Consider the following 13,569-nt stretch of genomic DNA (forward strand, 5'->3'; position numbering starts at 1 on the left):
TGCCCCATTCAAGGGCAGGAGGCAAGATTGGGCAATAAACGCCATCAGAACCTTGGAGACCGGAACGGCGCGCTGCTGCTGTTTGGCGGGCCCTATTCCAATCTGAACGCCACCCAGGCCTTGCTGGGCGCAGCACGGGAGCGCGGCATTGCCGCTGCACAGATGATCTGCACCGGGGACGTGGTGGCCTATTGCGCGGCCCCGTTTGAGACCATCGAGCTGATCCGCGCGGCGGAAATCGCAGTGATTGCGGGCAATTGCGAGCAGCAACTGGCCGCAGGCGCCGCCGATTGCGGCTGCGGGTTCGAGGCGGGCACAACCTGTGATCTGCTGGCTGCCGGCTGGTACGCCTTTGCCACGGACCGTGTTGCACCCGCCCAGCGCGGCTGGATGGCGGCGCTGCCGGACATCATCACCTTTCACCATCAGGGCGCGCGCTATGGCGTGATCCACGGCGGTGTGACGGATGTGGCGCGCTTTGTCTGGCCGACCAGCCCTGCCGAGGTCCTTGCCGAAGAATGGCGCGCGGCCGAGGAAGTGGTGGGGCCGCTTGATCACATCATCAGCGGACATTGCGGCCTGCCTTTCATCCGCGACACGCCACGGGGCCGCTGGATCAACCCGGGCGTGATCGGCATGCCGCCCCATGACGGGGCGCAGATGACGCGCTATGGGGTGCTGGACGGGGGCGAGGTGACGCTGCACCGCCTGCGCTATGACGCCGGGGGAGAAGCCGCGCGGATGCAGGCCGCAGGGCTGACCCAGGGCTATGACCGCGCGCTGTTGACCGGCTATTGGCCCTCCGAAGATATCTTGCCCAGTGCCCTGCGCGTGCCGTCCTTCGCCAGCGGGTGATGCTCCAGCACCAGTTCCGACAGGCGTTCTTCCAGCACATGGGTATAGATTTCGGTGGTGGCGACATCGGCATGGCCCAGCATGGTCTGGATCGCGCGCAGGTCGGCACCATTGGCCAGCAGATGCGTGGCAAAGGCGTGACGCAGGGTATGCGGCGTGACCTTGGCCGGGTTCACGCCGCCCGCGACCGCGAATTCCTTGATCAGCAGGTAGAACCGGTGCCGGGTCAGATGGCCCAGCTTGCCGCGCGAGGGGAACAGGAACCGCGAGGTCGGCAGCCGTTTGGCGCGTGCCTCTTCGTCCAGCCTGTCGCGCAGCACCAGCCATTCGGCCAGCGCCGTGCGGGCAGGCGGAGACAGCGGCACCATGCGTTCCTTGCCGCCCTTGCCCATGATCAGCAGCAGGCGCGGATCGCCTCGGGTGGCGGCAATCGGCAGGCTGACCAGCTCGCTGACCCGCATGCCGGTGGCATAAAGCAGCTCCATCAGGCAGGTGTTGCGGCATTGGTCGGACTGCGACCGGCCAGAGGCGCGCGCCGCTTCCAGCAAGGCATCGACCTCCGCTTCGCTCAGGATCTTGGGCAGGCGCTTGTCCTGGCCGGGGCCGGAAATCTGGATCGCCGGATTGTCGCTGCGCAGCCCTTCCTCAAAGGCAAAGCGGTAAAGTTGCTTGATCGCCGACAGCCGCCGCGCGCGGGTGGATTTGGCCAGCCCCTGGGCATCGCAATGGACCAGATAATCCTCCACCGAGCCGCGTGTCGCCGTGCTGAAATCGAGCCCCTTGCGGGCCAGATAACCGTCGAAGTCCTTGAGGTCGCGGCCATAGGCCAGCTGGGTATTGGTGGCAGCGCCCAATTCGGCGGCCTGCGCTTCGAGAAAGGTTGAAATCCAGTGAAAGGTCGGCGTTTGCATCGGCTCAACGCTCCAGCAGGAGGGATTGGAGGGCGGCGCGCCGGGCGGTGTCTTCCAGCCCCAGCGCCCGCAGGGTGGCCAGCGCATCGCGCATCGCGGTGGTGTCGCCCTGCGCGCCTTTTTGCAACATGGCAAGGACCTGAAGGATCACTTCGCCCAGGCGGTTGTCACGCGCCGCACCCACCAGATTTTCGCGTGGCGGCGCGCCCTTGAAGGCATCATGAATCGCACCCGGCAGGGCGCCTTCCGGCCTGGTGGCCGGGGCCTCGCCGCGCGCGATGGCGCGTAGCAGGGCGGTATTGGCAATGTCCCTGGAGGGGTCGGCCGCTGCGGCCTCATATATCGGGGACAACATGCAGATGTCGAATGCGATCCGTGCCGCGCGCCCTTCGAGGGCGATCTTGGACAGGTCCTCGGCAAAAAGGGTGGCAAATGCGACCTCAAGCCCGGCTTCCTGCATGCCGATCCAGACCGCCGGCAATGTCTTGGTCACCGCATCGGGGCTGCCGGTGGCCAGGGCGGTCTCGAACCGTTGCAGGTCGCGCACGCGGTCCCAGACCCCGCCGGAGGCGGCAGGCGCGCGGTCGGTGTAGAGGCCCAGCAACCGGTTGTCGGGCAGCGCACCGGCGCGGGTCAGACGCTCTGCCGCCTCAAGCTGCGCCTTCCATCCGGCGATATCGCGCAGATCGGCCACCGCATAGGGGCGGGGCAGGGTGCCGGTGGGCATCGGCTCACCAATGGTTTCAAACAGCCGAAAGCTCAGCGGGTCCATGCCGCGCGGAGTCGGCAGGGGCGGCGCCCCTTCAAAACCTTCCGGGTGCAGGAAGCGGTCCAGCAGGGCAAGCTGTTCCTGCGGCAGCAACCCCAGCGCCTGCGCAGAGCCAAAGGTCAGCGCCGCATTGTCCCAGTTGCTTGCACGGGCGGCACAAAAGATGCGTGTGCCGTAGTTGCGTGTCAGATGGGGCGACTGGCCCAGCACGTCACAGGCGCGGTCTTCGGTTCCGGTCAGCAGGCTGATGTCCATCCAGAGGTCGAAATGCTCCGGCGAGGTGGTCACACCGGCCTGTTCGATCAGCGACAGGGCAGGGTCCAGCGCCCCCAGCCGCAGCAGTTTGCGCACCCGGGCAAGGGCCAGCTCATTGCCTGCCTGGGCATCGCCCTGCGGCGCAAAGGCCTCGGCAAGCAGAACGGTATAGAGCAGGGATTGCGCGGCGGGCAGGCGCAGTTCCGGCAGGTCTTCGATCTGGTCGATCAGGTCTTTCGCGGTGCTGCCCATCCAGAGATTTTGCGGCAGGCCGGTCACCGTGTTGGGCACCAGCCCGATGGCGCGGGGCGAGCCCACGCCCAGGGGCGAGACCGTGACCTTGGGCGGCAGCGCGGTTTTGGCCACCGGCGCTTCGTTCGGGTTGGCCTTGTTCGGCTGACGGCGCGCCACAGGTTGCGGCGTGGCCTGGGTGCCGAGCCAGTCAATCACCGACAGCGGCGATTCCTGCGCCTGTGTCTGGGCCGCAGCCGGACCCGTGGCAACCGCCGCACAAAAAAGCAGCGCACCAAGGGTACGCGCTTGCCTAATTTCCGCCATCATGAGCCTATTGCCCGGAAAGAGTGACAGGTTCACGCATTTCTACCTGAGGTGGTGCGAACTCCGCGCCGAAGAACGGACCGATATAGGCATAGCCAGCCAGCCCGATAAATCCGACAATTAGTAGGAATATCAAAAACTTGATCAATCTGCCCATGAATTCTGCCTGCTCGGTTTCCGATTTGTTATGCAATCTATATATGGCCTTTTCGACAAGATCACGTCATTCAAGGCATAATGAGCGGAATTGAGCAAACCATGGCCGACGGCGACGGGAAACATCAGGGGTATCGTCTGAACAAGACAGTTGTTCTGGTGGGGATGATGGGCGCGGGCAAGACGGCCGTGGGCCGTGCGGTTGCCGCGCGGCTTGGTGTGCCCTTCCTCGACAGCGATGCGGAAATCGAGGCCGCAGCCAACCTGAGCGTGCCCGAGATTTTCCAACGCGACGGCGAGGCGTTCTTTCGCAAGCGTGAATCCGAGGTGATCGCGCGGTTGCTCAAGCAGGAGCGCTGCATCCTGTCCACTGGCGGCGGGGCGTTCCTGGCGGAAAGCAACCGCGAGATGATCTCGCGCGATGGAGTCTCGCTCTGGCTGAATGCGGATCTGCCCCTGCTCTGGCAGCGCGTGCGCCACAAGGAAAGCCGCCCGCTTTTGCGCACGCCAAATCCCTATGCAACCCTGGCCGAAATCTATCGTGCGCGGGTGCCTGTTTATGAAAAGGCGGATATTTCAGTCACTTGCCAGCCGTCGTTAAGTATCGAAGCGATGGCGTCGCGGGTGATTGCGGCCCTGGCCGAACAGCCCGATGTCCTGGAGAATCAAGATGCGTGAGACCGTGAATGTTGCCCTTCCGGGGCGGGCCTATGACGTTGTGATCGGGCCGGGCCTGCTGCAGGAGGCCGGTGCGATGATCGCGCCGCTGCTGGGGCGGCCGCATGTCACGGTGATCTCGGATGAAACGGTGGCGGGGCTGCATCTGGACAGCCTGCGGGCCGGTCTTGCGGCGCAGGGCATCACGATGGAGGCACTGCAACTGCCGCCGGGCGAGGGGACCAAGAACTGGGACAACCTGATCCGCTGCACCGAATGGCTGCTGACCCGGAAGGTCGAGCGGCGCGATGTCGTGATTGCATTCGGCGGCGGGGTGATCGGCGATCTGGTGGGGTTTGCCGCCGCCATCCTGCGGCGCGGGGTGCGCTTTGTGCAGATCCCCACTTCGCTGCTGTCGCAGGTGGACAGTTCGGTGGGGGGCAAGACCGGGATCAACACGGGTCATGGCAAGAACCTTGTCGGCGCCTTTCACCAGCCGGCGCTGGTGCTGGCCGATACCGCCCTGCTGGACACGCTGACCCCCCGCGATTTCCTGGCCGGTTATGGCGAGGTCGTGAAATATGGCCTGCTGGGGGATGCGGATTTCTTCAGCTGGCTGGAGGCGCAGGGGCCGGCACTTGCCCGTGGCGACGGCGCAGGCCGCGTGACCGCTGTGCGCCGGTCGGTGCAGATGAAGGCCGATATCGTCATCCGCGACGAGACGGAGCAGGGCGACCGGGCGCTGCTGAACCTTGGCCATACCTTCTGTCATGCGCTGGAGGCCGCCACCGGCTATGGCAACCGGCTGATGCACGGTGAGGGGGTCGCGATCGGCTGTGCCATGGCCTTCGAACTCTCCGCACGGCTGGGCCTTTGCCCGCAGGAAGATCCCAGCCGGGTGCGCGCGCATCTCAAGGCGATGGGGATGAAGACGGATCTGGCCGATATCGACGGCGATCTGCCGGGGGCCGACGCGCTGCTGGACCTGATGGGTCAGGACAAGAAGGTGAAGGACGGCAAGCTGCACTTTGTTCTGGCGCGCGGGATCGGTGACGCTTTTGTCACCAGTGACGTGCCGCGTGACAAGGTGCTTGCACTTTTGCAAGATGCGCTGGCGGCCCGATAAGTCGGGACGCTAAGGTCGGCGCAGTACCATCGCCGTCTTGCCCTCGGCGGAAAAACCGCAGGCTTCATAGAAGCCCACCGCATCGCGCCCGACACCCGTCATCAGCATGATCTTATAGGCATTTGCGGCCCAGGCGGTTTCGATCACCGCCGCCATCACCCTGCGGCCGAACCCTTGCCCCTGACAGGCGGCAAGCGTCACCACATTCTCGACTACAGCGTTTCGGGATAAACTTGAAACATCCCGCGTCACTTTTCGCGTTCGACCGAAGGGAGAGGCAGCGAACAAGTGATTCAGGTATATCCCGAAACGCTTTAGCGCATAAGGCCGGGCGTTCCAGACCACATTGGGCAGCAGGTGCAGGGTTGCCATTGCCACCAGCCGGTCCCCCGCAAAGGCGCCCAGCACCTGCGTGCCGGGATGGTCGATCACCGGGCCGAATGCCGCCGGGTCCGATGCCTTGGGCCCGACGGTCAGTTCATTGTAAAGCGTCAGAGCCTGCGCCGCGTCCGCCCGATCCAGCATGCGGACAACGGCATCTGTCATCAGAACGGGATTTCGTCATCCAGGTCGCGCGAACCGCCGCCACCGCCAGCACCACCGCCGCTGCTGCCGCCGGAGGCGGGGCCGCTGTCGTAACCGCCGCCGTCATAGCCGCCGTAATCCCCGCCAGAGGAGGAACCGCCACCGCCATATCCGCCGCCTGAACCGCCGCCGTCGCGACCGTCCAGCATGGTCAGCGTGCTGCCGAAACCCTGCAGGACAACTTCGGTGGAATAGCGGTCCTGGCCCGACTGGTCCTGCCATTTGCGGGTCTGCAACTGGCCTTCGATATACACTTTTGACCCTTTTTTCAGGTATTGCTCGGCAATGCGCACCAAACCTTCCTGAAAGATGGCCACCGAATGCCATTCGGTCTTTTCGCGGCGCTCGCCGGTATTGCGGTCCTTCCAGGTTTCCGATGTGGCGATCCGCAGGTTGCAAACCTTGCCACCGTTCTGGAACGATCGCACTTCGGGATCGCGCCCCAGGTTACCGATAAGGATCACTTTGTTCACTGAGCCGGCCATATTGCCCCCTTTATTATCGCAGCTTGTGTCGCACGCCCGATTGCGAATCCGCAAGGGGCCGTTGGTCGCTTATAAACTGGCTGGATCATGGTTAACATCAGGTTTCCGCCCCTAGGTCGTGTTGACACTCATCTTCGCCCACCCGCGCGAGACGGATTTTGCCGCTGGCGCCCTGATGTGAGCGCAGCAATGTGATCATTGGAAGTGAACATCCGGGATGGCAGAGGCAAAATCCGCCGCGCCCCGCAGGGGTTTCGCCAAAATTGCCCATTTCTGCGTTACAGCGTCCCGCCTTTACTTTAAGGTAAATCACTTCGCCAATGTCCCGAGAGCGCGTAGCGCGGCAGGGTATTGGCGCTTCAATTTCAAGGCGGGGCGCGCAAAGAGAGCTTGAAATAGCTGGCTATTCCTGCGCTCTCTTGCCTGGAACTGAGCAATTTTGGACTGAAACGGGTGGGCGACAATGAATGTCAACACGACCTAGGCTCTGGATATCCCGTGAATCGGGGTCTGGTGCCACGCGCCCGGTTTGGTATAGGGTGCCCAAAACAAACAGGCGGGAGCGCGGGGAATGCGCAGAACGATATTTGTGGCGGCCCTTGGTGCAGCCAGCCTTGTTATTGGCAGCACGCCCGCCGCGGATGCGGATGTTTTCTCATCCAGCAACCGCCGCGCGCTTTTCAAATCGCAAAAGAACCTGCTCGATAACCGGGCGGCCAAGCAATATTCCGCTTCGGTCCGGTTGCAGCCGCCCACCGTCAACACCCCGACAAAATGGGACACGCCGAAATACAACGGCAAATACAAGGGCCAGTTCCTGGCCATCGCGCGCGAAGCGGCGACACGCCATGGTGTGCCGGTTGATCTGTTCCTGCGGCTGGTGCAGCAGGAAAGCGGCTGGAACCACCAGGCGGTTTCGCACAAGGGCGCGCTCGGGCTGGCGCAGCTGATGCCGGGCACGGCCGCGCGGTTGCGGGTGGACCCTTCCGACCCCGCGCAGAACCTCGAAGGCGGCGCGCGGTATCTCAAGCAGCAATACAGCACCTTCGGGGACTGGCGGCTTGCGCTGGCGGCCTATAACGCCGGTCCTGCTGCGGTGCAGAAATACGGCGGCGTGCCACCCTACGCCGAGACACGGAATTACGTGAAGGTCATCTTCGGACAGTAAGCCGCTGTTTCCAAAGGCAATATAACTACATGGTCAAGTGATACGGCAAGGATCCGCCACCCGGGGGAACCTTTCCATACGCGGGGGTGTTGTCTGCTCAGAGCGCCGCAGGTTCGGATCATCCGCCCTGCACCGCGCAAAACATGAGGAGCACAAGATGTTCAATAATCTGAAAAAGCTGGGCCTGGCCGCTGGTGTCAGCCTGCTGGCCCTGACAAGCTATGCCAATGCTGCGGATCTGCCGCCGATCTCTTCCATTGACGTCGGCACCACCTATGCCGCCGCGACAGATGCCAATGCGGCCGAGAAGTTCCCCGACATCACGACGGACCTGCAGGAAGCCATTGCCGAACGCGTCCCGACCTCATCGGATGCCGCCGACAGCCGGATCAGGGTTGAGCTGCGCAAGGTTTCGCTCAATGGCAACACGATGCTGAACGATGCCGGTGAATTCAACGAGCTGGAAGGCGTGGTCTCCATCGAGGCGGATGACGGCAGCAGCACCGGCAGCCGGTCCTTCCCGGTCAGCATCGCGGCGCTTTCCGCTGACACGCAAGCGCCCGAGGGCACATATGTGATCCAGCCCTCGACCGATGATTTCTACAACGTGATGATCGGTGCCTTCGCCGACCGCGTTGCCGAAGAGCTTGGCAATGTGAACACCGGCGGCGATACCGTCACGCGCTGACGACACCACCCCCCTCAGTCCGGCAGCCTGTCCCCTGCCGGTCTGATCAGATGTCTTTTTCGGCCTCGGGCGCGCACCGCTTCCCCCGGTGTGCGCCCTTTTTCTATAGGTGCGTTTCGGGAAAATGCTGAATCGCAGATACCTTGCCACGCTTCGCGTTCTCAGGACATTTGCGATGCCTGTGCGTCAACCATTCCCCGAAACGCTTTATTCGGCGGCCACGGTGATTTCGATCACCGGTTCCATCTCGTTGAACTGGGCGTCCGACAGGTGGCATTTGATCTGGTGGCCCTCTGCCATTGTCCGCTGTGGCGGCACTTCCTTTTCACACAGGTTGCCGGGCACCTGGGATTTCCAGCGGCACCGGGTCTGGAAGGGGCAGCCGGGCGGCGGGTTCATCGCCGAGGGGATGTCGCCCTCAAGCACGATGTGCTTCTTCTTGACCCTTGTATCCGCAATCGGCACCGCCGACAGCAGCGCCTCGGTATAGGGGTGATAGGGGGGCGAGAACACCTGATCCGTGCTGCCCAGTTCGACAACATGACCCAGGTACATCACCATCACCCGGTCGCTGAGATAGCGCACGATGCTCAGGTCGTGGCTGATGAACAGCAGCGTCGTCTTGTGCTGGCGCTGGATTTCCATCAGCAGGTCGGTCACCGCAGCCTGAACCGAGACGTCCAGCGCCGAGACCGGTTCATCCGCCACCACGATCCGCGCATCCCCGGCAAAGGCCCGGGCAATGCCGACGCGCTGTTTCTGGCCACCGGAGAGCTGACGCGGCATCCGGGTCGCGAATTCACGCGGCAGTTTCACCAGGTCCAGCAGTTCCAGCATCCGCTGCCAGCGGTCCTTTTCATTCTTGCCGATGCGGAAGATTTCCAGCGCCCGCACGATCTGCCGTCCCACCGTCATCGAGGGGTTCAGCGTGTCGAACGGGTTCTGGAACACCATCTGCACATCCGCCACGTTCTTTGTGCTGCGTTTCTCGATGGGCACGTCGCCGATGTTCTGGTTGTCCAGCAGGATCTGGCCAGCGGTGGCGGTCTCCAGCCCCATCAGCACCTTGGCAAAGGTGGATTTGCCGCAGCCGGATTCGCCCACGATCGCCAGCGTCTCGCTCTCGCGCGCCTCGAAGGACAATTCCTCATTGGCTTTCACCACCTTGGTGTCGCCGCCGCCAAACATGGCGCTGGCCGCCACCTTGTAGTATTTCTTGAGCTTGTCCATTTTCAGGACCACGTCACCGACCTCGCCCTTGGTCTTGGTCTCGGCCAGTTGCAGCGGCGCGTTCCAGTCGATCTCCTGATATTTGACGCAGCGCGTGTGGTGCCGGTCCTCGCCGCCGATCACCGACATCGGAATCACCCCCTGATCGCAGCGTCCGGCCTCGAAATAATCGCAGCGCGGGCCGAAATTGCAGCCCGGCGGGCGTTCATGGGGCAGGGGAAAGTTGCCGGGAATGGCGATCAATGGCCGCGCGTTCTTGTCGGCGCCGGGCAGGGGGATCGAGCGGAACAAAGCCTGGGTATAGGGGTGCTGCATCTCGTCAAAGACATCCTCGATGCTGCCGCGTTCCACCGCCTCGCCGGAATACATCACGCAGATCCGGTCGCAGGTCTCCAGCACCAGACCAAGGTTGTGGCTGATGAACAGCATCGAGGTGCCGTATTTCTTGCCCAGATCCTTGACCAGTTCGACCACCGCCGCCTCGACGGTCACGTCAAGCGCCGTGGTCGGCTCGTCCAGAATCAGCAGCGACGGTTCCGACATCAGCGCCATCGCGATCACGATGCGCTGCTGCTGACCGCCCGACAGCTGGTGCGGATAGGCCTTGAGGATGCGCTCGGGGTCCGGCAGTTTCACGTCCGTGACCACCTGAAGCGCGCGTTGATAGGCGTCCTTCTCGGACATGCCCGCATGGATCATCGGCACTTCCATCAGCTGCTTGCCGATCCGCATGGCGGGGTTCAGCGATGCCATGGGTTCCTGATAGATCATCGCGATCTCGCTGCCGCGGATGTCGCGCAGCTCGTCATCGCTCATCTCGCCCAGGTCGCGGCCCTTGAACTTGATCGACCCGCCGACGATGCGCCCGTTCTTGCCCAGGTCCTGCATCACCCCCAGCGCAACGGTGGATTTGCCGCACCCGGATTCACCCACGAGGCCCAGCGCTTCGCCCGGCATCACCGAGGCCGAGAAATCCATCACGGCGGGAATTTCCCGCAACCGGGTAAAGAAGGAAATCGACAGCTTGTCGATCTCAAGGATCGGCCCGTCATACTTTTCTTTTACCATTCTTGTCTCTCCTTGTTGGAGCGGCCGAACCAGAGAAACTCTTGTCGCTCTTTTTGGCCATAAATATTCCCGGGGGTCCGGGGGTAGCACCCCCGGAACTCTCGTCTGGATCAATCCCTCAGGGATTCCTCACGCAAGCCATCCGCCAGCAGGTTCAGACCCAGCACCAGCGTCAGCAAGGCCAGCGCAGGGGCGATGGCCGCATGAGGGTAAAGCGACAGCAGCCGCCGTCCGGCGTTGATCGTGCTGCCCCAGTCCGGGCTTTCCGATTCCAGCCCCAGGCCAAAGAAGCCCAGCGTGCCCAGAAGGATCGTGGTATAGCCGATCCGCAGGCAGAAATCGACGATCAGCGGCCCCCGCGCATTGGGCAGGATTTCCCACAGCATGATGTACCACGGGCCTTCGCCCCGGGTTTGCGCCGCCGCCACATAGTCGCGCGTCTTGATGTCCAGCGCGAGGCCCCGCACGATCCGGAAGACAGTGGGCGCGTTCACAAAGACGACAGAGACAAAGACCACCAGGATACCCGGCCCCAGATCGAAAGGATCAAGGAAGGCGGGCAGACCGGGGATCACATAGGTCGGCGTTTCCACGATGGTGCCGTCGCTGGACACCAGCGCGAGGTAGAGCCAGGCGCCAAGCCCCAGTACGACGATCAGCAGCGGTGTGCGGAACGTCGGCTGCGTGTAGAAGCGCGAGTTCAGCAGGATCGCGAGGAAGATCAGCGGAAAGACAAACAGGAACAGCGCCATGTAGTTGGGGATGCCTGTCAGCACGATTTCCGGCGTCACCAGCAGGTAGAACAGCAAGATCACCGGGAAGGCCAGGATCAGGTTGGCCAGGAAGCTCAGGAACGTATCCAGCTTGCCACCGTAATAGCCTGCGGGCAGGCCCAGGGTGATCCCCACCATGAAGGCAAAGAGCGTCGCAAAGGGCGCGATCTTGACCACTACCCAGGAGCCCTTGATCAGCCGCGAGAACACGTCCCGCGCCAGGTTGTCGCCGCCCAGCAGGAACCAGGGATATTCGCCTTCGCCGGCCCGCGCCAGCGGTGTGCCGGGCAGTTTGTTCTTCATCCCCGACACCTGGCTCAGGCTGTCATGGGTGACCAGCAGGTCAAAGCCGCCGCCCAGAATGCCGGTAAAGACCCAGAACATCACGATGGCAAAGCCGATCATGCCCACGGTGCTGTCAAAGAGCTTGCCGTAAAGCCCCAGCTTGCGCTTGTAGGTGACCGACAGCGCAAAGGTGACGATCAGCGCGATCCAGACCGGGATCATCTGCTGCGCCATGGCGCCGAAGATCCCCGCCGCAGGCCCCATGAAGATGCCGCCGATCAGGTAGATCAGGATCAGCCCGACCACCGCGTAGAACAGCCAGCTGATGATCTGGTTGATGAACCCGGTCAGACCGGTGCTGCCTGCCAGGGTGCCATCCGCGCTGATCGCCCGTGCGGAACTGTCCGGCACGAAGGAGGCGAGGATCTGCACGACAATCGCCAGTGCCAGCAGCCCGACCAGAAGGTAGAAGATGATGTTGAGCCCCGAAAGCGAGCCCGTCCATGTCAATGGTTCCATGTCAAAGCTCCTTCAGGCGATGCGGATGCGCGGGTTGAGATAGACATACCCGATGTCGGAAATGAGCTGCGTCAGCAGCACCACCGCAACCGAGACAACCGAGACCGCCAGCAGCAGTTCAATGTCGTTGTTGCCCGCCGCCTGCACCAGCAGCCAGCCGAAACCCTTGTAGTTGAACAGGGTCTCCACGATCACCACGCCGTTCAGCAGCCAGGGGATCTGCAGCATGATTACGGTGAAAGGCGCGATCAGCGCGTTGCGCAGCGCATGTTTCAACACGATATCCGAGAATTTCACGCCTTTGAGCCGCGCCGTCCGGATATATTGCGCCGTCATCACCTCGGTCATCGAGGCGCGTGTCATCCGGGCGATATAACCCATGCCGTATAGCGAGATCGTGAGCACCGGCAGGAAGAAGTTCCAGAAGGTCGCATCCGCCATGGCAGAGGTGGCGGAGCCGAGGAACAGGGTCTTGCTGTCGATCAGCCCCCAATCGTTCAGCAGCGGCGACACCCCGAACTTGGAAGAGGCCAGCACCGCGATAAAGATCACGCCCGAGACATATTCAGGCGTCGCCGTGGTGGCGATGGAAAAGGTCGACAGGGACCGGTCCAGTTTCGATCCTTCCCGCATCCCGGCGAGCACCCCGACCAGCAGCGCGGAGGGCACCATCAGCAGCAGCACGCAGAGCATCAGCTTGCCGGTCAGCGCCAGACGGGTCAGCACCGTGCCGCCCACCGGCTCCTTGAAGACGGTGGAGAACCCCCAGTCACCCTGCAGGATGCCGCAGCGGGTCGGACGGTCGATCTCGGGCGTGCTGGCCGAGAAACAGCGCCCGAAGGTCTTGCCGTCCGGTTTCTCGGTCACCCAGCCGGGCATCACGCCCAGCCATTGACCGAATTTCACCGGCATCGGTTGCAGATAGCCCCGGTCGCCAAGATAGGACGCCACGGCTTCGTCCGACATCCGGAAGTTGCCCTGCGTCTTTGCGAGTTTTTCAAGGTTTGGATAGAGATTGGTCAGCCAGAACACGATGAACGTCAGGCACAATGCCGTCAGAATCATCACGCCCAGCCGACGCAGAATAAATAGTCCCATTCAATGCCCCTGTTGGTGGCGCGGCGGGTTTGCCCACCGGTTTTTGGTTTGGCCTTCGGGCCTTTCGAGTGTTCAGGACGGGCGATGCAGCCGCGCGGCAGGATGCAAAAGCACTTGGTCATCCCCTTGCGCGGCACGGCCTTGCCCGGCCGTCTTGCATGTGTCTTGCGCACATTCGATGACTGCTATGAACGCATGAAGCTGCCCCAAAGGTCAATGTCATCTTCCGCCTCTTGATGGTCTTTTTGCGACATGCAACTTTGCCAAAAGCGACCCGCACGGGGAGTGGAATCGGGCCAAAGCAACTTCCAGGGTCCAAAGCCCAGAGCGCCCGACCTTAAACTTGCGATACGCATACCCCGCCGCGCCTGCGGCGCTCTCGG

General features: G+C 62.8%; 13 protein-coding genes. 5 read left to right on the forward strand and 8 right to left on the reverse strand.

From position 1 onward, the window contains the following. The first annotated feature begins 27 nt into the window (after positions 1-27). Complete coding sequence (locus ACWNZ3_RS09190) at positions 28-855, forward strand: metallophosphoesterase family protein (protein WP_496899767.1); 828 nt, start codon at positions 28-30, stop codon at positions 853-855. Here the strand turns inward: ACWNZ3_RS09190 and ACWNZ3_RS09195 are convergent. The 3 genes from ACWNZ3_RS09195 to ACWNZ3_RS09205 are packed head-to-tail and all read right to left on the reverse strand — an operon-like array spanning position 792 to position 3,505. Continuing rightward, positions 792-1,766, reverse strand: a complete 975-nt coding sequence (locus ACWNZ3_RS09195) for a site-specific tyrosine recombinase XerD (RefSeq protein WP_496899768.1) — start codon at positions 1,764-1,766, stop codon at positions 792-794. The genes ACWNZ3_RS09190 and ACWNZ3_RS09195 overlap by 64 nt on opposite strands. A 4-nt stretch (positions 1,767-1,770) precedes the next feature. After that, positions 1,771-3,351 (reverse strand): hypothetical protein, encoded by a 1,581-nt coding sequence (locus tag ACWNZ3_RS09200; protein WP_496899769.1) that lies wholly within the window; start codon positions 3,349-3,351, stop codon positions 1,771-1,773. A gap of 4 nt (positions 3,352-3,355) precedes the next feature. Further along, positions 3,356-3,505, reverse strand: coding sequence for a hypothetical protein (locus ACWNZ3_RS09205; RefSeq protein WP_269367395.1), 150 nt, complete (start codon positions 3,503-3,505; stop codon positions 3,356-3,358). Positions 3,506-3,585: 80 nt separating this feature from the next. On the opposite strand from ACWNZ3_RS09205, the gene ACWNZ3_RS09210 reads away from it, so the two are divergent. Further along, positions 3,586-4,182 carry a shikimate kinase gene (locus tag ACWNZ3_RS09210; protein WP_496899770.1) on the forward strand — a complete coding sequence of 199 codons (597 nt, stop codon included), beginning with the start codon at positions 3,586-3,588 and terminating at the stop codon, positions 4,180-4,182. Then, positions 4,175-5,287, forward strand: coding sequence for a 3-dehydroquinate synthase (gene aroB / locus ACWNZ3_RS09215; protein WP_496899771.1), 1,113 nt, complete (start codon positions 4,175-4,177; stop codon positions 5,285-5,287). The genes ACWNZ3_RS09210 and aroB overlap by 8 nt, the downstream gene beginning before the upstream one ends. Positions 5,288-5,296: 9 nt before the next feature. On the opposite strand, the gene ACWNZ3_RS09220 is transcribed toward aroB, so the two are convergent. Beyond that, complete coding sequence (locus ACWNZ3_RS09220) at positions 5,297-5,833, reverse strand: GNAT family N-acetyltransferase (protein WP_496899772.1); 537 nt, start codon at positions 5,831-5,833, stop codon at positions 5,297-5,299. Then, entirely contained in the window at positions 5,833-6,357 is a 525-nt protein-coding gene (locus ACWNZ3_RS09225; RefSeq protein ID WP_496899773.1) for a single-stranded DNA-binding protein, read from the reverse strand. Before ACWNZ3_RS09225 ends, ACWNZ3_RS09220 begins: the two co-directional genes overlap by 1 nt. 571 nt (positions 6,358-6,928) lie before the next feature. Between ACWNZ3_RS09225 and ACWNZ3_RS09230 the strand changes: the two genes are divergently transcribed. After that, positions 6,929-7,525 (forward strand): lytic transglycosylase domain-containing protein, encoded by a 597-nt coding sequence (locus ACWNZ3_RS09230; RefSeq protein ID WP_269367880.1) that lies wholly within the window; start codon positions 6,929-6,931, stop codon positions 7,523-7,525. A gap of 157 nt (positions 7,526-7,682) precedes the next feature. Next, positions 7,683-8,213, forward strand: a complete 531-nt coding sequence (locus ACWNZ3_RS09235) for a hypothetical protein (RefSeq protein WP_269367879.1) — start codon at positions 7,683-7,685, stop codon at positions 8,211-8,213. A 207-nt stretch (positions 8,214-8,420) separates the two neighbouring features. Here ACWNZ3_RS09235 and ACWNZ3_RS09240 read toward each other — a convergent pair whose 3' ends face one another. The 3 genes from ACWNZ3_RS09240 to ACWNZ3_RS09250 form a co-directional block, all read right to left on the reverse strand. Further along, complete coding sequence (locus ACWNZ3_RS09240) at positions 8,421-10,511, reverse strand: dipeptide ABC transporter ATP-binding protein (protein ID WP_269367878.1); 2,091 nt, start codon at positions 10,509-10,511, stop codon at positions 8,421-8,423. Positions 10,512-10,621: 110 nt separating this feature from the next. Continuing rightward, on the reverse strand, positions 10,622-12,088 hold the full coding sequence (locus ACWNZ3_RS09245; protein WP_269367877.1) for an ABC transporter permease: 1,467 nt from the start codon (positions 12,086-12,088) through the stop codon (positions 10,622-10,624). A 12-nt stretch (positions 12,089-12,100) separates the two neighbouring features. After that, on the reverse strand, positions 12,101-13,186 hold the full coding sequence (locus ACWNZ3_RS09250; RefSeq protein ID WP_269367876.1) for an ABC transporter permease: 1,086 nt from the start codon (positions 13,184-13,186) through the stop codon (positions 12,101-12,103). Positions 13,187-13,569 lie beyond the last annotated feature (383 nt).

Source organism: Sulfitobacter sp. IGS-18 (assembly GCF_059628195.1).